Origin of the sequence: Janthinobacterium sp. J1-1 (assembly GCF_030944405.1) — a bacterium.
Taxonomy (GTDB): domain Bacteria; phylum Pseudomonadota; class Gammaproteobacteria; order Burkholderiales; family Burkholderiaceae_D; genus Janthinobacterium.
Map to the genome: position 1 here is coordinate 1 of NZ_CP132340.1, position 17,631 is coordinate 17,631.

Annotated in this window: 15 protein-coding genes; 7 read left to right on the forward strand and 8 right to left on the reverse strand. The window is 54.3% G+C overall.

What is annotated here, in order from left to right; genetic code table 11:
• Positions 1 to 60: 60 nt before the first annotated feature.
• The 6 genes from Q8L25_RS30610 to Q8L25_RS30635 all read left to right on the forward strand — a co-directional run bounded on the left by Q8L25_RS30610 (position 61) and on the right by Q8L25_RS30635 (position 6,448).
• A complete protein-coding gene (locus Q8L25_RS30610; RefSeq protein ID WP_229408960.1) occupies positions 61 to 708 on the forward strand; it encodes a HupE/UreJ family protein in 648 nt (215 codons plus the stop codon).
• 11 nt (positions 709 to 719) lie between these two features.
• A complete protein-coding gene (locus tag Q8L25_RS30615; protein ID WP_091875723.1) occupies positions 720 to 1,358 on the forward strand; it encodes a hypothetical protein in 639 nt (212 codons plus the stop codon).
• 629 nt (positions 1,359 to 1,987) lie between these two features.
• Positions 1,988 to 2,674 (forward strand): response regulator transcription factor, encoded by a 687-nt coding sequence (locus Q8L25_RS30620; RefSeq protein ID WP_308925915.1) that lies wholly within the window; start codon positions 1,988 to 1,990, stop codon positions 2,672 to 2,674.
• Positions 2,661 to 3,911, forward strand: a complete 1,251-nt coding sequence (locus Q8L25_RS30625) for a HAMP domain-containing sensor histidine kinase (protein WP_308925916.1) — start codon at positions 2,661 to 2,663, stop codon at positions 3,909 to 3,911. The genes Q8L25_RS30620 and Q8L25_RS30625 overlap by 14 nt, the downstream gene beginning before the upstream one ends.
• Before the next feature lie 106 nt (positions 3,912 to 4,017).
• A complete protein-coding gene (locus Q8L25_RS30630) occupies positions 4,018 to 5,658 on the forward strand; it encodes a phosphoethanolamine--lipid A transferase (protein ID WP_308925917.1) in 1,641 nt (546 codons plus the stop codon).
• A complete protein-coding gene (locus tag Q8L25_RS30635) occupies positions 5,648 to 6,448 on the forward strand; it encodes a phosphatase PAP2 family protein (protein ID WP_177207793.1) in 801 nt (266 codons plus the stop codon). The genes Q8L25_RS30630 and Q8L25_RS30635 overlap by 11 nt, the downstream gene beginning before the upstream one ends.
• Before the next feature lie 178 nt (positions 6,449 to 6,626).
• On the opposite strand, the gene istB is transcribed toward Q8L25_RS30635, so the two are convergent.
• From istB to Q8L25_RS31780, 4 genes are all read right to left on the reverse strand, one after another.
• Positions 6,627 to 7,394: an IS21-like element helper ATPase IstB gene (gene istB, locus Q8L25_RS30640; RefSeq protein WP_308925918.1), complete on the reverse strand. Its 768-nt coding sequence runs from the start codon at positions 7,392 to 7,394 to the stop codon at positions 6,627 to 6,629.
• Positions 7,384 to 8,883 carry an IS21 family transposase gene (gene istA, locus Q8L25_RS30645; RefSeq protein WP_308925919.1) on the reverse strand — a complete coding sequence of 500 codons (1,500 nt, stop codon included), beginning with the start codon at positions 8,881 to 8,883 and terminating at the stop codon, positions 7,384 to 7,386. Before istA ends, istB begins: the two co-directional genes overlap by 11 nt.
• Positions 8,775 to 9,755 carry a type IV secretion system DNA-binding domain-containing protein gene (locus Q8L25_RS30650; RefSeq protein WP_308925920.1) on the reverse strand — a complete coding sequence of 327 codons (981 nt, stop codon included), beginning with the start codon at positions 9,753 to 9,755 and terminating at the stop codon, positions 8,775 to 8,777. Before Q8L25_RS30650 ends, istA begins: the two co-directional genes overlap by 109 nt.
• A gap of 515 nt (positions 9,756 to 10,270) precedes the next feature.
• Positions 10,271 to 10,624 carry a sensor histidine kinase gene (locus tag Q8L25_RS31780; RefSeq protein WP_374694338.1) on the reverse strand — a complete coding sequence of 118 codons (354 nt, stop codon included), beginning with the start codon at positions 10,622 to 10,624 and terminating at the stop codon, positions 10,271 to 10,273.
• Positions 10,625 to 10,687: 63 nt separating this feature from the next.
• Here Q8L25_RS31780 and Q8L25_RS30655 point away from each other — a divergent pair.
• Positions 10,688 to 11,856, forward strand: a protein-coding gene (locus Q8L25_RS30655; protein WP_308921162.1) for an IS3 family transposase whose coding sequence is annotated in 2 segments (ribosomal slippage) — positions 10,688 to 10,952 and positions 10,952 to 11,856 — 1,170 coding nt in all. Because the reading frame shifts where the segments join, the coding sequence is not laid out codon by codon here.
• A 30-nt stretch (positions 11,857 to 11,886) separates the two neighbouring features.
• Here the strand turns inward: Q8L25_RS30655 and Q8L25_RS30660 are convergent.
• The 4 genes from Q8L25_RS30660 to Q8L25_RS30675 form a co-directional block, all read right to left on the reverse strand.
• Positions 11,887 to 12,876, reverse strand: a complete 990-nt coding sequence (locus Q8L25_RS30660; RefSeq protein WP_308925921.1) for a histidine kinase dimerization/phospho-acceptor domain-containing protein — start codon at positions 12,874 to 12,876, stop codon at positions 11,887 to 11,889.
• A 201-nt stretch (positions 12,877 to 13,077) separates the two neighbouring features.
• Positions 13,078 to 13,635: a cytochrome b gene (locus Q8L25_RS30665; protein WP_262838848.1), complete on the reverse strand. Its 558-nt coding sequence runs from the start codon at positions 13,633 to 13,635 to the stop codon at positions 13,078 to 13,080.
• A gap of 45 nt (positions 13,636 to 13,680) precedes the next feature.
• A complete protein-coding gene (locus Q8L25_RS30670) occupies positions 13,681 to 16,239 on the reverse strand; it encodes a cation-translocating P-type ATPase (RefSeq protein ID WP_374694339.1) in 2,559 nt (852 codons plus the stop codon).
• 1 nt (position 16,240) lies between these two features.
• Positions 16,241 to 17,203, reverse strand: a complete 963-nt coding sequence (locus tag Q8L25_RS30675; protein WP_262838846.1) for a cation diffusion facilitator family transporter — start codon at positions 17,201 to 17,203, stop codon at positions 16,241 to 16,243.
• Positions 17,204 to 17,631: the final 428 nt, after the last annotated feature.

A 17,631-nucleotide genomic window follows, 5' to 3' on the forward strand; every position in this document is an offset into this window, starting at 1 on the left:
ATGACATTCATTCGCAGACATTTATATGGCAACAGTCGGTGGTGGGTAGTAGGCACCTTGATGATGCTGCTGAGTGCGAGCGCTTTCGCTCACGGGGTATCGGAGTCGGATAAGAGCTTCCTGCAAGGGAGCACCGGTGTCCAATTCCTGCCGTTCATGTACTTGGGCGCTAAGCACATGGTGACCGGGTACGACCATCTTTTGTTCCTTTGTGGGGTTATTTTCTTCCTGTACAGGATGAAGGATATCGGCTTGTATGTGACCTTGTTCGCCGTTGGGCACAGCACCACATTGCTGATGGGCGTCTTGAACGGATGGCATATCAATGCTTACTTCGTCGACGCGATAATCGGACTCTCAATCGTATATCGAGCATTTGACAACCTCGGAGGGTTCCAGACGGTTTTTGGAGTTCAACCTAACAAAAAAGCGGCGGTCCTAATTTTCGGATTTTTCCATGGCCTCGGCCTCGCAACCAAGCTACAGGACTTCGCACTGTCACCCGATGGACTGATTCCGAATATGGTTGCATTCAATATCGGCGTCGAGATAGGGCAGCTGCTAGCGCTGAGTCTAATTTTGATTGGTATGCGCTACTGGCGCTCAACCGTCAGCTTCGCTCGCCACGCGTCACTGAGCAATTTCGTCCTCATGACCGCTGGCTTCATGCTGGCAGGATTTCAATTCACAGGTTTTCTTCGTACGTAAGGACATTTCTCATGATGCATTCAGCTTTGACCGACACCCACGTGGTGCCAAAACGAGAACTACTGCGGGCAACGCTCATCGCCGCCGTAGTCGCTGCAGTTCTTCTCACAGTTGCCGTGCTGCCGGCCGAGTACGGCATTGACGTAACAGGCTTGGGTAAGGCCATGGGCCTCACGAAATTGCATGCAGCTCCAGAGGCGCCGGTTGTCCAGACTACAAGCCAGGGCGTTTCAGCAGCAACGATTGCGGCAGTGCCAGGCTCAACAGTTTCCGCTCCTGGAGAGGAGCGCGCGCTGACGATTTCGTCTAGCCCTTCCCTACCGTATCGCGCCGACGACATGGAGGTTACGCTTGCTCCAGGCAAAGGTGTCGAGGTGAAGACGCACTTGGCGAAGGGAAGCACCCTAATCTACACGTGGAAAACGAAGAATTCGGAGAAGGTGAATCACGACTTCCACGGGGAGCCCGTCAACGCCAAGGAAAACGAATTCGAAAGCTTCATCCTTGAGAAAGCGGTTAGTGAGTCACGTGGCACGCTCATCGCACCGTTCACTGGAGTGCATGGTTGGTACTGGAAAAACAAGAGTGCAGCGCCTGTGACAGTGGTACTTCGCGCAAGCGGGTTTTACTCTGACATCTACAAGAAATAGCAGCAACCGGGCACCGGACGCCAGGCCCGCTAACTGGCATCCAAATTTCAAAGGTAAATTGTGAAGAAATTTAACAAGTTAGTCATTTCGTTGGCAATTGCTTCGTCCGCAGCTGTGCATGGATTGTCGATGGCTCATCCTGAGCACGACGAACCTACTCCAAAGGTCCAGCACGCTGAAGTGAAGGCTGGAGTCTCTGGCAGCGGGAAAAATACGAAGGTCCACTTCACTAAAGGGACCGAACCCGTGTCGACAGCGGGCGCCTCAGGCACCCTAACGTTGTTGGGTACGAAGAGCAAAGCGTCATATCCGCTTGTCCCTGCCTCAAACAATACAATGACGTCAGATGGATTGAAGAAACTCGCAAAGGGAAATCGCGCCCAAGTGCAAGTCACTTTTGCTGACAAAACGACACTGACTACTGAGGTGACTGCACAGTAATCGCACCACAGCCGGGGCTGCTGCACTGAGCTGCGGCACCCGGTTTCCCTCTAGGGAATAGCTCAAACAGTAGAATGACGTGCATTTGCTGTGCCTTCGTCGAATATCAAACAGCTGAGCCGTTCGACTCGCGCATTTACATGTGACCTTAGAACGTTGCTGTAGACTTTAGAAAATCCAAGGAAAGCATGAGAATCCTCATCATTGAAGACAACCCGGACATTCTTGCAAACCTGTTCGGGTTCCTCGAGCCTCGAGGCCACACGCTCGACTGCGCAACTAATGGCTTTGCTGGCCTGTCATTCGCAGCAGAGGGTACGTACGACGCCATCGTTCTGGACGTCATGCTGCCTGGGCTAAACGGCGTCGACCTATGTCGTCGACTGCGAACCGAAATGAACAACGCGACGCCTGTGCTGATGTTGACAGCACGTGATACGCTTGAAGACAAGGTCAACGGTTTCACAAGCGGCGCCGATGATTATTTGGTGAAGCCGTTCTCCCTCGTAGAACTAGAGGTACGCCTTCAAGCCCTTGTGCGGCGCGCCAAGGGGCTTAGCGAAACGTCGACCTTGGTAGTCGGAGACCTTCGTTTTGATTGTAAGAGTTTTCATGCCACCAGGGCAGGTAGACCACTTAACCTGACAAAGACAGGATTCATCATACTAGGGTGTTTGATGCGCGCTTCGCCAGCAGTTGTATCTCGAGAGGAGCTTGAGTACGCAATCTGGGGCGACAACCGGCCGCAGAGTGACGCGTTACGCACCCATATTCACGCATTGCGGCAGACTCTCGATAAATCGGAAACAGCACCGATGTTGCAGACGGTATCTGGTATCGGCTTTAAACTAATAGTAAATAATGAAACCCTTTAAGTCTATTGGCCGGCAAATTATCGGCGCGTACCTTCTCTTTACTGCAGCCTGTTGTTTGCTTTTCATTACTATTGGAGCATTTGTCATCGAAGGCATTGAAGTCAGGCTTGTTGACGACCGTTTGAAAGAAGTCGCCGCATGGGCTGCCCCTAGGTATGTTGGTGGCTTGCCAGTCGAAATGCCGTCGGGATTAAGCTTCCATCATGGCGAAGGCATCCCCACTTCACTGCGAGCTCTTCCAGAGGGCGTTCAAGAAGCTATTGTCGACGGCATTGAGCTGCACGTATTTGGGGGGCACACGTCGGCGGGACCATTCGTCGTAATCGACCATGCATCAGACTACGAAAATGTCGAGAAAGCCGTCTACTCATTAATCCTGACCTCCTTCATCGGCTTCCTTGGATTTTCGTTGCTATTAGGCCGCTATATGGCACGCCGATTTGTTTCGCCAATTACTAGCCTGTCTCTGGCAGTTGCCGAAAAGCAACCTCATCTTCCCCTTTTACAAGAAAATAACGAGCTCGGCGCGCTCGCGAGAGCTTTCGATGCTTATGCCAAGGAGATGAAGCACTACCTCGACCGCGAGCGATTCTTTACTGGCGATGTCAGCCATGAACTCCGAACACCGCTTACGATTATTCGCGGCGCTGTAGAAATTCTTTCTTTAGAAACGATAAAACACCCGGCAATGCAGGCGCCAGTCGAAAGAATCAATAGAGCAATTGAAGACGCGTCGCAGAGCGTCAACGTTTTGCTGATGCTTGCGCGCGCGCCGAATCTCATCGAATCATCTGAGATTTCTGTCGGTGCTCTAGCCCAAGCTCAAGTTGAACAGTACCAATTTTTGGTGCGTGACAAACCGGTCAAACTGACATTCGCCGGAGGTGACTTTAGACTCAAAGTCCCGGCTAAGCTCCTCGAGTCGGCCTTGGGCAACCTCATCCGAAACGCATGCTTGTACACCGACCGCGGCACCGTAGCTGTCGAAATCACCGGATATAAAATTCAAGTCCACGACACAGGCGCTGGTCTGCCAGATGCCGTTATGGCAATGCTGCTAGACGAACAAACTGGAAGCTATGTGGGCTCTGAAGGTACAGGATTAGGGCTTGCACTAGTCAAACGCATTTGCGAATACATAGGGTCGACACTCCGCGTTGTATCAAAGTCAGACCAGGGCTCGGTCATCGAAATCGACTGCTCAACTGCCCAGAGCACGGCCCTCACAAAATCCTAACATCTCAGTAACACAGTCTTCACTGACCGAAACGTAGTCTTAGCTTGCTGCACATCCTGTAGCAGCAGTGCAGAGCTCCTGCACAGGACTACTTTCGGACTAAAAAGTGAAGTTAAGTTTAAGCCGTAACCTCCCGAGCGTCATATTACCGCCCTTAGCGGCGTCTTTCCTCCTAATCGCCTACAATTCCGCGTTTTGGAATTCGTTCGTTCGTGCCACCGGAGGCCTGGGGTGGTCGCAGCTCCCGCTGCAGATAGGAATGTTTTTTCTTATCGCATTTGTCTTTACGGCCTGCCTAGCTCTCGTCAACTTCAAGTACGTATTCAAGACCGTCCTAATATTCCTGTTCGTTGCCACCTCGGCTGCGAGTTACTTCATGAACCAGTATGGCACTGCCATTGACTGGTCAATGGTCCAAAACGTCGCAGAAACAGATGCGCGTGAAGGGATGGAGCTCCTTACATGGAAAATGACATTCACGGTTACCTTACTTGGGATTCTACCCTCAGTTGTTTTGGGTTACAGCAAGGTCCAGTATCCGCCTATTAAAGGTCATCTAGCCCAAATTCTCGGTAGCGTCCTCGCTTCCCTCGTTCTAGCGGGAGTACTCCTCTTCCTGCTATACAAAGGACTGGCCTCGCCGTTGCGCGAGCATCGCGAACTGCGATTTCTCCTTACGCCAACAAATTATATACAAGCGGTTAATGGATATTTCAAACGCAAGTGGGCGTCTCCAGTTGTTGTCTCCCCATTAGGAACCGATGCTAGTAAAGGAGTTCTATGGGCTAAGAGCTCCCGGAGAACAGTAACCGTCATCATCGTTGGCGAAACCGCCCGTTCGATGAATTTCTCACTCAACGGATATTCTCGCCAAACCAATCCACTGCTCGCAAATCAGCAAGGGTTGCTCAACTTTACCCAAGTGCAGTCCTGCGGAACTGCAACCGCCGTATCGGTCCCTTGTGTCTTTTCCGCATTGGGACGTCATCAGTACTCTAGTGCGAAAGCCCAAGGCCAGGAAGGCTTACTTGATGTGTTCAAACATGCCGGCTTCGATGTTCGGTGGCGCGACAACAACTCCGGATGCAAGGGCGTATGTGACCGTATTCAGTTCGAGGACCTTTCCAAGCCTTCTCTAGGAGACCCTCTCTGTAACACTGAGGAGTGCTATGACGAAAAGCTATTGAGAGATTTGCCGGAACTTATACGGAGCGCCACTAAAGACTTGGTCATTGTGCTCCATCAGAAGGGTAGCCATGGGCCGGCTTACTCGAAGCGGTATCCGAAAGAATTTGCGAAATTCGCGCCCGTGTGCGAAACCAGCGAGCTCGCCAAATGCTCTACCGAATCAATTGTAGCGGCATATGACAACACCATCCTCTACACCGACTTCATCATTAGTAAGGCGATTTCCATTCTCGAGAAAAGTAATACCGAGGATGGTGTAGACACGGCGCTCATGTATTTTTCGGACCACGGAGAGTCACTTGGCGAAAAAAATATGTATCTGCATGGTGCGCCGTACGTTATATCGCCGGACGAACAACGACATGTTCCTCTCATGTTGTGGCTCTCTGACAGTTTCCAAACCAGATTCCGTATCGATACACGCTGCCTTGCTGCACGTAGAGACCAAGAATTTTCGCATGACAACGTATTTCATTCGGCGTTGGGGATGCTAGCCATAAATACTGCTGTGTACAACCCGAAGTTGGATATTTTCAATGCGTGCAAACATGAGCAGTAAGCACAGATGGTCGTCTAAGTTGTCCTCGAAGGCAGGCTTATCCCTAGCTGCCCAGGAACAATGGCGTCAAACGTGTACTGGCATCGCTTTAACGTTGTTAATTACCCCGTTTTTGCTGAGTCTAATCGCATTGGTGACCGACTGGGACCTGCAACTTGCTGACAGTGCATTTAACTTCACGACTAATACCTTTCCTCTGCGTCACGCTTGGCTTACAGAAGAATTCAACCACGTCATTTTGAAGCGAGTACTTACCGTAGCCGCGGTTGGATTTTTGCTACTGGTGATTTGGGACTTCATCTCGCCGCGAAAGTGGTCATGGATTCGCAGGTTTCAATTTCGAGTCGTTGCATTGTCCGCCATTTCCATCCCTGCGGCAATCAGCCTCATTAAGCTGCAAAGTGACTCGCATTGCCCGTGGGACCTCCAGCGTTATGGAGGAACAGAACCGTATGTACGGCTTTTTGAGAGCCTACCCGCTGAAGTATCAGCTGGTCAGTGCATGCCGGCGGGTCATGCCTCGAGCGCACTATGGTTAATCTCGCTCTCTATTTTCTTCGTGCCCTATCGCGTCAAATCGGCAGTTAGTAGTCTGGTCATCTTTATGACGCTTGGGTTAGTTGTCGGCTGGATGCAGCAGCTGCGTGGAGCTCACTTCATGACCCACACATTGTGGTCAATGTGGATATCCCTTGTGACATTGACGATTATTGTATTGGCACTGGATAGATGGCCGGAACGTCAACCCGCAGTGAATCAAGCAAATCTAACAAAAGGACAACATGGTTGACTTTATCGTTGAGTTCCTCTCGAGCACAGGATATATCGGCGTCTTCTTGCTAATGGCGCTTGAGAACATATTCCCGCCTATTCCATCAGAAATGATAATGCCATTTGCTGGCTTCGTAGCTTCGAAAGGCGAGTTGAATGTTATTGGATGTCAATCAGCGTCGAAAACTTTCCACCTTTCAGCGTCCAATATTTTCCACTTTTGAGGGCCGCTGAGCGCGGCCTTTACGCTGTTTGAATCGGTAGGAGTCGTTGCCGGTCTCCAGGATGTCGCAATGATGCGTGACGCGGTCGAGCAAGGCCGTTGTCATCTTGGCGTCGCCAAAGACCTGTACCCACTCGCCAAACGACAGATTGGTGGTGATGATCAGGGACGTCTTCTCGTACAACTGGCTGACCAAGTGAAACAACAGGGCGCCACTCGATGGCGGAAACGGCAAATAGCCCAATTCATCGAGAATGACGGCGTCCACCAAGCACAGCTGCTTGGCCAGGTTGCCGACCTTGCCGAGCGCCTTCTCTCGCTCTAGCAGATTCACCAGATCGACGGCATTGAAGAAGCGCACGCGCTTGGATTGATGGATGGCGGCCACACCGATTGCCGTGGCCAAGTGCGTTTTCCCCGTGCCGGTGCCGCCGACCAGAATCAGGTTGTGCGCCGTTTCCATAAATGCCGCCGTAGCCAGTTGTTCCAGCAGCGCTTGCGCGAGCGGCGTCTCGTTCCAGTCGATGCCGAGCAAGTCGCGGTGGATGGGGAAGCGGGCCGATTTGAGCTGGTAGCGCAGGCTCTTGAGTTGCCGGTCGGTTTGCTCGGCGGCGAGCATGCGTTCGAGCCAGAGTTCCGGCCGGTGGGCTTGTTTGGGCTTTTCGGCCTGCAGTTCATTCCAGGCGGTGGCCATGCCATAGAGATGCAGGGCCTTCAGTTGATTCAATAGGTCAATGGACATTGGTCGATCCCAGCAGGTAGTCATACCGCTGGCAATTGGCCAGTGGCTCCATCGTCAGTGCGATACCATCGGGCACGGCGATGGCCGCTGCCGGCAGATGGGGCGCGATGAGCCGGCGCAATTCGTTCATCACGACGGGGGCGCTGACGATGCCGCACTCCAATGCCAGTTCGCAGGCCACCGTCAGGGCATCAAGGCCAGCCTCGCCAGCGAGCATCAGCAATTCGACGAAAGCGCGGTCGCCCTTGGGCTGCTTGAGAATCCGGTCGCGCACCAGTTGTATCGGCTTGGGCAACTCCCATGCGATGAAGGGGGCGCCATTGCGCAGCGCGCCCGGTTTCTTTTCAAGCACCGGCAGGTAGTGCCAGGGATCACAGATCAACTGGTCGCGGCCATAGCGACGGGGGTGCGCGGCGATCAGCTCGCCGTCGGCGACGACGTGGACGTGATCGGCCGTTCTGCGCACCGATACGGCCTGGCCGGCGGCGCTGGCGGGAACGCTGTAGCGGTTGCGGTCGACCCGCACCAGGCAGGTCGACGAGACGCGCATCATATCCTCGACGTAGCCATCGAACGTGGCCGTGACTGGCCGCAGCAGCGGCTGTTCGTCGGCAAAGCAGGCGGCAATGGTGCGCTCGCTTTGCGTTGGGTGCAGACGTTGCGCCAACTCCCGGCAGCGCTGTGCCAGCCAGTCATTGAGTTCGGCGAAGGATGCGAAGCGGGCCAGCGGCGTGAACAGCCACTCGCGCACATTGCCGACCTGATTCTCGACCTGACCTTTCTCCCAGCCCGAGGCCGGCGTGCAGGCGACCGGCTCAAACAGGTAGTGATTGGCCAGGCACAGGAAGCGGCGATTAAATTTGCGCTCCTTGCCGCTGAAGATGGCGTCGACGACGGTCTTGAGGTTGTCGTAGATGAGTCGGGCCGGCACACCGCCAAAGAAGGCGAAAGCCCGGTTGTGCGCCTCCAGCACCATCTCCTGGGTTTCGCGCGGGTACGCGACGACGAACATCTGGCGGCTGTAGGTCAACCGGAAATGGGCCACCTTGATCGTTTGCAGCACGCCAGCCAACTCGACCTGCTCGTGGCTCCAGTCGAATTGGCAGGCATCACCACGCGCGAACTCCAGCGGGATAAATGCTTCCGTCAGTTTGGGGCCATGGTGGCTGGCCTTCCAGCGTTTTACAAACCGTTGAACGCTATCGTAAGCACCGCCGTAGCCCAGCTCCTGCAAGCCCTCGTAGAGACGATGGGCAGAACGGCGGCGCGGCCTCGGCAACTTTGCCTCCAGTTCCAGCCACTGCGTCAGCTGTGCCTCGAATTGCCCCAGCTTGGGCGAGACCGGTTGCACCCGTGCATAGCGAGGTTCCTCTACCGTCTTCAGATGCCGGCGTACCGTTGGCCGCGAGATTCCCATCTCCCTGGCGATGGCGGAAATCGTCTGCTTCTGGACCAGATGGCGCCGGCGGATTTCGTAAATGATGTCCATGTGAAACACTCCAGATACCTCCGGCGAAATACCGGATGGTTACATACTGGGGTGGAAACTATTGGACGCTGTTTCCACCCCGAATCTGGAAAGTTTTGCACGCTGTTTGACAGCAATGTGACGTTTTTTTGCAACGGCAGACAGCCCGTGCGCGTTTCATCCTGCATCCATTCACGCACGGAGAAGGTGCCGGCGTCTGGCAGGTAGCGCCACACACCAAGATAAGTGGCAATGATGCCCCGCGTGTTGTTCAGCATCTTGTCGTTGCCCTTGGCACACAGGATGGCGGCAGGCGTGCCGGCCAGCAGTTCGCCCAGCTCCTTTATGTCGGCCGAACTGACATAGTGCAGCAGCCGCTTTACCGACCGTTCCCCGCGCAGGTGCAGGGTCAAGAGCGTTTCACCGAGCAGCGTTTGTGCGTAGTGGTGCCACTCTGCGCCTTCCCACGTACCGTCAGGAACAGCGGCTTTTGCAATGCGCTGGCAATCGTAGTCAGCCCGAATTTCAGCGAAGGGCGACCAATCGACCGAGCGCCTATCAAACGGGTTAAACAGCACATCACCAGGACGACCGAAGCGAGAGAAGACCCCCCCGGCCGGGTCAGCGATCAAGGCCCGCTCATTGCGCGCCCGTACAGCCCGCAAAACCCGGTTAATCGCCTGCGTCTTGCCCGCGCCCGTGGTGCCGCTGAAAAGCATGTGCTGCGCTTCCAACATGCGCGGAACGACCACCCCGCCAATCTCAATATCCACGTCGGCGGGTGCTGCCTTGTCGCCATACATGCGGGCTTGCAGGTTAGAGCCGCCGACCACTTCCGTGCCCCTGATGACCGTTTCTTGACCGTGGGGCATGTAATTGGCGCGGGCCACCATGTGCGCCCAAATCCGGGTTTGGCAGACCACCGAAACCACCACGACGGCCACAGCCCACACGCCGAGCCAGAACCACGTTACCCACGTTGCGGGCGTCTTGCCCTTGATCGTGGTGAACAGGTTGCGGCCAGCATGAAGGCCGAGGCGGCCAGCAGCAGCAGGGTTAGGGCAAGTGCGGGTTTCATTGGCGATTCCTTGCGGCCTGAATCCGCTCTTTTGTCTTGGCGTCCAAACTGTCCCACACCGTGCCTACGGCACGGCCAAAGGCCGCTTGGTCGTCTATCTGTTTTCCATACAACAGGTGCGAGCCGTAGAAGCCGAGCGCCCCGGCTAGGTGTAGTGACCTGCATTTGAAACGGACCCGACCAGCATTCCAGCCGATTCTCGGCCAGGAAGAGGCACGGCCGGGATTCGTGTTTTTTACGCCAAAGTTAAGTTAAGCTATTGATTTAAAAAGAGAATTCGATCCAACTAAAATACGGGCCATACGTCTTCTTTGCGAAGCAATTTGGCTACTACTCAACATTTCCTCTGTTTAGCTCACCTTCCAACGTCGCATTCGGGAACAAAACTGTGACAGTGAGACCGCAACCCACCTCTGTCGCACCAAGTTTAATTTCGGCGTTGTGTCTATCAGCGATACTACGAACAATAGATAACCCGAGACCACTCCCCCAAGCTTGTTGGCCGTCCGGACGGAAAAAACGATCAAACAGTCGCCCTCGATACTGCTCTTCCACACCAGGCCCGTTGTCACTTACCCGTAAGACTGGATGCCCCTGCTCGTAGGTAGATTGAAGATCGACTCTTCCGCCCTTGTGGGTATAACGTAACGCATTATCAACAAGGTTGTTTAGCAGTACCTGCAAGCCTGAGGTACCCTGACTTTTTCGGACACTCTAGTTTGGTAAACTTCACCAACTGGAGAACTTATGACACGCTCAACAACATACACACCGGAGCTTCGGGAAGAAGCGGTAAAACTGGTCCTGACACAAGGCCTGACGCTGGAAGACGCCGCGTTGCGTCTCACCATTCCCAAGGGCACGCTAGCGAACTGGGTCAGTGCGGCAAGGCGCGGCACGTCGCCCAAAGTAGCCCCTGGTAGCCGCTCCGTGCCGGAGCTTGAGGCTGAGGTAACCAAGCTGCGCAAAGAGCTTGCCGAGGCACGCATGGAGCGCGATATCGTAAAAAAAGCGGCAGCGTACTTTGCGCGGGAGTCGCTGCCAAGTACGCGGTCATGAAGACCTTGCGACTCGAATTTCCTGTCACCATCATGTGCCGCGTCTTTGGCGTCTCGCGCAGCGGTTTCTACGCTTGGTCGAACGGCAAACCGTCGCAGCGGGCGCAGGACGACGCACGCCTGAAGGTCGCCATCGAGGCCGTGCACGCGCAGAGCCGGCAGACTTATGGCCCGTTGCGCATGCAGCCGGAACTGACGGCGCAAGGCTTTCCGGCCGGCCGTGATCGTATCGTCCGTCTGCGTCGCGAGCTCGCCCTGCGCTGCAAGCAAAAGCGCAAGTTCAAGGCCACCACGAACTCGAATCATGACCTGCCGGTGGCCGACAACCTGCTCAATCAGACTTTCGCGCCGACCCGGCCGAACGAAGCCTGGGTGACCGACATCACCTATGTGGCGACCGGCGAGGGCTGGCTTTACCTGGCCGGTATCAAGGACGTGTTCACCTGCGAGCTGGTGGGCTACGCGATGGACGAGCGCATGACGCAAACGCTGACGGCAACAGCACTGTGGAAGGCCGTGCGCAACAAACGCCCCGCGCCGGGCTTGATTCACCACTCCGACCGTGGCAGTCAGTATTGCGCCCACGACTATCAGAAACTGGTGACGCAGTTCGGCATGAAGCCGTCCATGTCGCGCCGAGGAAACTGCTATGACAACGCGCCCATGGAAAGCTTCTGGGGCAGCCTGAAAAACGAGCTGGTGCACCATCAACGTTACGCGACCCGGGCCGACGCGAAAGCCGCAATACAGGAATATATCGAAAGCTTTTACAACCGCCAGCGACGCCATTCGCGCCTTGGCAATGTTCCGCCCGCGTTGTTCGCTGAAAAATTCAGCAAACAGCCGCGGGTGGCTTGAAACAAGAGTGTCCGCTATTGACAGTACACCTCAGCCGTCGGGATCGGCCTGCACCACCACAGCCCCGGAGGAATCGACTCCAAGGTCAATTTCGCGACTTTCGGCAAACGCCGAGTGATCAGCAACCGCGTTTTGTAGCAACGAGCCCAGATCAACCTTTTGCATGCGAATTTGATGTGCTGAGCCCTCATGGCGGGCGAGGCTCAATAGTTGACGTACTAGGTGCGTGGTACGGTTCAATCGTTCACTCAGCTTGGACAACGCAATTGCCTTCGCCCGATCACCAATCGCACGTTCGACCAACTGCAACTGCAGCGTCATTGCCGTAAGCGGCGAGCGCAGTTCGTGTGCGGCATCGGCAATAAAGGCGCGTTGCGCAATCAGCGCATTGTCAAACCGATACATCAGACCATTAATTGCTTTTACAACTGGACGCAGATCAGGTGGCATATCCTCTTCCACAACAGGGACAAGTGCATCTGCAGACTTACCTGCCATGGTCTGAGCGAGCCGCTCTAAGGGCTTCAGGGCGTGTTCTACTACGACTAGGATCATTACAGCCAGAACGAACGCCAGAACTAGAAGCGGTGCGCCGGCACGCAGCGCCATGCGCACGGCTAGCAGGTCTCGCACAGCGACCGCTTGTGCTACTTGCACGTAACGAGCATTCCGGGTTTTCCCATAGATACGCCATTCCTGGCCGCGCAGGCTTACTGTCAAAAACCCATCGAGCACGTAGCGAGGCATTAGCTGCTGGCTAACTGAAAGCCGTAATGGTTGTCCGGCTTGATCCCACGCCTGTAGTGTGTACTCTTCTTCAGGATCCTCAGGAGCGCGTGATCCGGTGCCTGGCAAAAATTCATCGGGCAGCGCCAGCGCCAGTTGGCGTAGTTGGAGATCAGCTAGTTCATTGACTTCATGAAGTAGCGATTGATAAAGAAAATATGCTGACGCTAGAATACATATCAGAGCCGTCCCTAAGAGTCCTAGCAGTAGTTGTTGGCGTATAGTTTTCATCATTGCATCCAAAATTGCTCAACTCGCCATACTACAGTGTGCTGGCTGAGCGCAACTTCAGCCAGCTATTCAGCTTGTGTTGGAATCATGCCTGACGCCACAGTCATTCGCAGACTTTTATCGTGCTATCAGAACCCTATGTTCGATGATGACTTTCGAAGAAGATCGACCTGCGCTTGGGCCAAGGTCGTGGTTTCACCGAGTTCAGAACCAGATGCGATAAAAAACTCGATCCTTGTCCATGAGCATGTGCTTGAACCCAGCAAGCACATGCAGGACGATCAGGCCTATTAGGATAAAGGCCAAGATTGAATGCACGGCAAAAAACTGTTCCGCAATATCATGACTGGGAGCCGTCCATGAGGGGAGTTTTATTCCAAAGAGGGCGACACCTCGCTTGGTATAAGACGCCCCTATCAATCCGATAGCGGGCATTGCCAGCATGCAGCCATAAAGCAACCACTGCGTAAAGCTCGCCACTTTCCTCTGCCACACTGGAACTGTGTCCGGTAGCGGCTCAGGCTTGTGTGAGAGTCGCCAAATGAGGCGAAATAGAACCAGTATCAGGAGCAACAGACCAAAGGATTTGTGTTGATCAAAATACCAGCCGCTACCGGGATCATCTTCGATTGACATCATGTACCAGCCTACGCATAGCAGTCCGATGATCAGAAATGCAGAAATCCAATGTAACCAAATCGCTGGTTGTCGATATTTCCAGCCGTGATCGGATACTGGGCCATAGTTAGTGTGTTTCTCCATGTCGTTTCCTTGGTTGACTTTATTACTTACAAATATCTATGTCGCTCAGGCTGTCACCGCCGTATTGGCCGCTGGCCTCCATTTCGATTGCCCGAACTTAACCAACTCGAACCATGCGATGCTCAACGCAGCAACAAGCAAACATTTGAACAGCAGCACAGGACCAGGAAGCGAAAATGCGAACAGATCTCGTATCACGCCCAGACTCAGCACCAAAAACAACAGAAGTACAGTGCATAGGCTGATCCAGGAAAACGGACTATTCAGAGTTTCCTTCCGTATCCAGGACGGCAGCGACCAGCTGCGATTTGTATATATGAGCCCCAGGTTTGACATCACGAGTGTGAAGAATGTCGTAGTGCGTGCGATGTCGTCGGATTTACCGGACCATTTGACCTGCAGATAAAAACAGACCAACATGGCCAATAAGCCACCGCCCTGCAGTAGACCGCGTATCAATATCTCGCGGTCAAACAAATGCATATCAGGTTTGCGTGGTTTGCGCTTCATGGCGTCCGCTTCTAATGGTTCCGCCTCGAACACGACTGAGCAGGCTGGGTCTATCACTAGTTGCAAAAAGAGGATGTGCACCGGCATCAACAGCATGGGCCAGCCAAACAGCACCGGCAGTATCGATAAGCCAACGATGGGGACGTGCACTGCGACGATAAATACGATTGCCTTGCGCAGATTGGCAAACAGGCGGCGGCCGTGCTTGACAGCTGATAATAGCGAAGAGAAGTCGTCCTTGAGCAGAACCAAGGCAGCGGCTTCCCGCGCGACGTCGGTGCCTCGCGCGCCCATTGCGACGCCAATGCTAGCCGCCTTCAGCGCGGGCGCGTCATTGACGCCGTCGCCGGTCATCGCAACAATATCGCCACGGCTACGAAAGGCTTGCACAAGGCGTAGCTTCTGCTCAGGCGCAATCCGACAAAAGACATCTGTGTCTTGAAGACGATTCAGCAGCGCCGTATCGTCCAGTGACGCTAGGTCAATACCGGATAATATGCCCACCGGTGGTTTGCCGATCCCCGCCTGCTCCGCGATTGCCAACGCCGTTGCTGGATGATCACCTGTGATCATCACAACGCGTATACCTGCCGCTTGGCATTGCGCCACAGCCTCTGGAACCTCCGGCCGAACCGGGTCTTGCAGTGCGACGAGGCCCAAGAACACAAATTCAAAGACATGCTGGTTGTCAGGCAGAGGCATTGCTGGAAAGGTTGCGCGGGCGACGCCGATCACGCGTAATCCCTTATTCGCCATCGCTGTCACTTGTGCGAATATCGTGGCAGCCCGGCCCGGTTCAATGTGGCAAAGATCTACAATAGCCTCAGGCGCACCCTTGGCCGCAACCAGATATTCAGACCGGTCCGTTGATTGCCAAACCCGAGACATGGCCAGCATTTTCCGCGAGAGCGGATAGTCATCAATCAAAACCCAATCGGAATGTAGATGTTCAGTGCTGGCAAGCAGATGGACGCCTGCCTTCCCTATAGCCGACTCCATCGGATCGAACGCTTGTCGATGACTTGCCAGTACCGCATATTCGAGCAAACTGTGCAGTTCGTCTTGTAAAGCGGGAGCGGCCGGGGCTTTGCCGTCGTAGAAAGACTTCTCCGACCAAAGCTGGACAACTTCCATGCAATTGGCGGTGAGGGTGCCGGTCTTGTCAACACACAGCACGGTGGTTGCCCCGAGCAATTCAATAGCGGGTATGCTGCGCGCCAGAATTTTTTCTCGTCCCAGGCGCCATGCGCCCAGCGCTAAGAACAACGTTAGAATAACAGGCAACTCTTCAGGCAAGATAGCCATAGCCAGCGTGATTCCGGCAAGTAACCCATGCAACCAATCTCCGCGCAGCCACCAATAGATCAGACCAAGGCCAGCAGCGAGGCCCAATCCCCCTATGGCTACCGTCTTGACCACACCCCGCGTCTCCAGTTGAATCGGCGTCAGCTCTCCACCTAAAGCAGCAAGCGAGGCACCAATGCGACCCAGCGCGCTGTTCGGCCCTGTGGCGATCACTAAGCCGCTCGCTGTTCCTTGCGTAATAAGAGTCCCTGAATATACCTGGTTGTCTTTTTCAACAGTAATATCGGCTTTGCCATGCTTCATTACCGGAACAGACTCTCCAGTGAGCATGGATTCATCCACGGTCAAATTCGATGCGTTGAGCAGGTCAATATCGGCGGGTACGCGATCGCCCTCGGCGAGCAGAACCAGATCGCCAACCACCAGTTCCCTACCGGGGACGCGCTTCTGCTGACCGTCCCGGATAATCAATGCACGTGGGCACGATAGGTCACGCAAAGCGTTCAGTGAGCGCTCCGTGCGTCGTTGCTGAAAAAAAGTGATGCCGATGACGATGCAAACAAAACCAAGGAGCATGAGCGCTTCGTTCCGGTCGCCGAGTACCAGATAGATGGCGCCGCACGCTACGAGCAGCAGGAACATCGGCTCTGAAATCACATCCAGCAGCAAACGCCCTGCACTCAAAGGACGAGAAGTGGAAAGCTCATTGGGACCATTTGTACGCAGTTTTTCTGTAGCTTCGGCTGCTGTCAGACCCTCACTCTTTTCTGGCGTCGACATGGTATCCATCCTATCCAAGCGCGGTTTGTCGCACTAGATTTTCATGGTCCAAGTCCGGCCGCTTCCACGGATCAACGTGCGTCATTAGATTGAGTACACGGTGGCGCTCCAGCACGCGGCGCCTGGCATCGACGGCAATATCGTGGCCGGCTTCCACCGTCAGCGTCGCCTCGACTTCCAGATGCGCGTCAGCGATGATCATGTCGCCCATCTTCCGGGTGCGCAAATCATGCACGCCACTGACTCCAGGCGTCTCCAGTAATGTTGCTCGAATTGCGCTAATCTCCATCTCGTCAATCGCGCGATCCATCAAGTCGTGAAGGGCATCCCAAGCAAATCCCCAGCCCATCCTCAGTATCATGATGCCAACGATTAGCGCCGCAATGGGGTCAAGTATTGGAAATCCTGCCAAGTTGCCGATGATGCCGACGCCGACGACAAACGAAGACGCAGCATCTGAACGCGCGTGCCATGCATTGGCAATGAGCATGCTTGATTTGATGCGCTTGGCGATCCCAAGCATGTAACGAAAAAGCAGCTCTTTGGCGCAAAGCGCAATCACCGCCATCCACAACGCAATACTTTGTACCTTCGCAATGGTCTCCGGTGCCTCAAGTTTCAGAACTGCGGTCCAGACCATGCCAATACCAACCACAAGCAGCAATAACCCCAGGACCAACGACGCCGCATTTTCGAATCGTTGATGTCCATATGGATGATCGTCATCCGCGTCCTTCTTGCTGTGGTGACTGGCAAAAAGTACTACGAAATCAGCAACTAGATCGGATAAGGAGTGTATGCCGTCTGCCACCAAGCCCTGTGATTTAGCCAACAGACCGATACCGATTTGGGCGACACTCAAGCAAATGTTCACGCTTACGCTGACCCAGGTGCTGCGCGATGCGGCGGCGGCTCGTTCAACTGACGAATGTGAGGAAATTTCGTTCTCGTCTTGGAATTCAAGTGGATTCATATGGGCAGGCAAAGGGGGAGCGCATTAGCTAGCGAATATCACTATCTTAAGTGACAACGTGATACTAAGCGAGCGTGGGTGCTCCGAATCATAGTCGCAATGATTCGCGTTTCCGGGAACCAAGCGATTGAGAACATGCGGTAGCTTCTCCTTACTCCATATAGCGTATCGCGGAACCAGCATGCAATTGCAAGTCAAGTTTTTTTGAAGATTGCCGTTAAAGGAGAAGCAGTTCTTGAAAGCTAATTCTCATCGGAGAGCAAAATGACCTCAGCAATTGGTAGTTCGACAAAGGCAGCCTACACCCCCCCCGGTCCAGGCTAGTGCGCAACCGGCGATAGTTCGCGGCAAGGACAGTGACGGTGACAACGATGGAAGTAAAGTTGCTGAAATTGAAAAGCCAAAAGCTTCGTCAGGTCCCGTTGGAA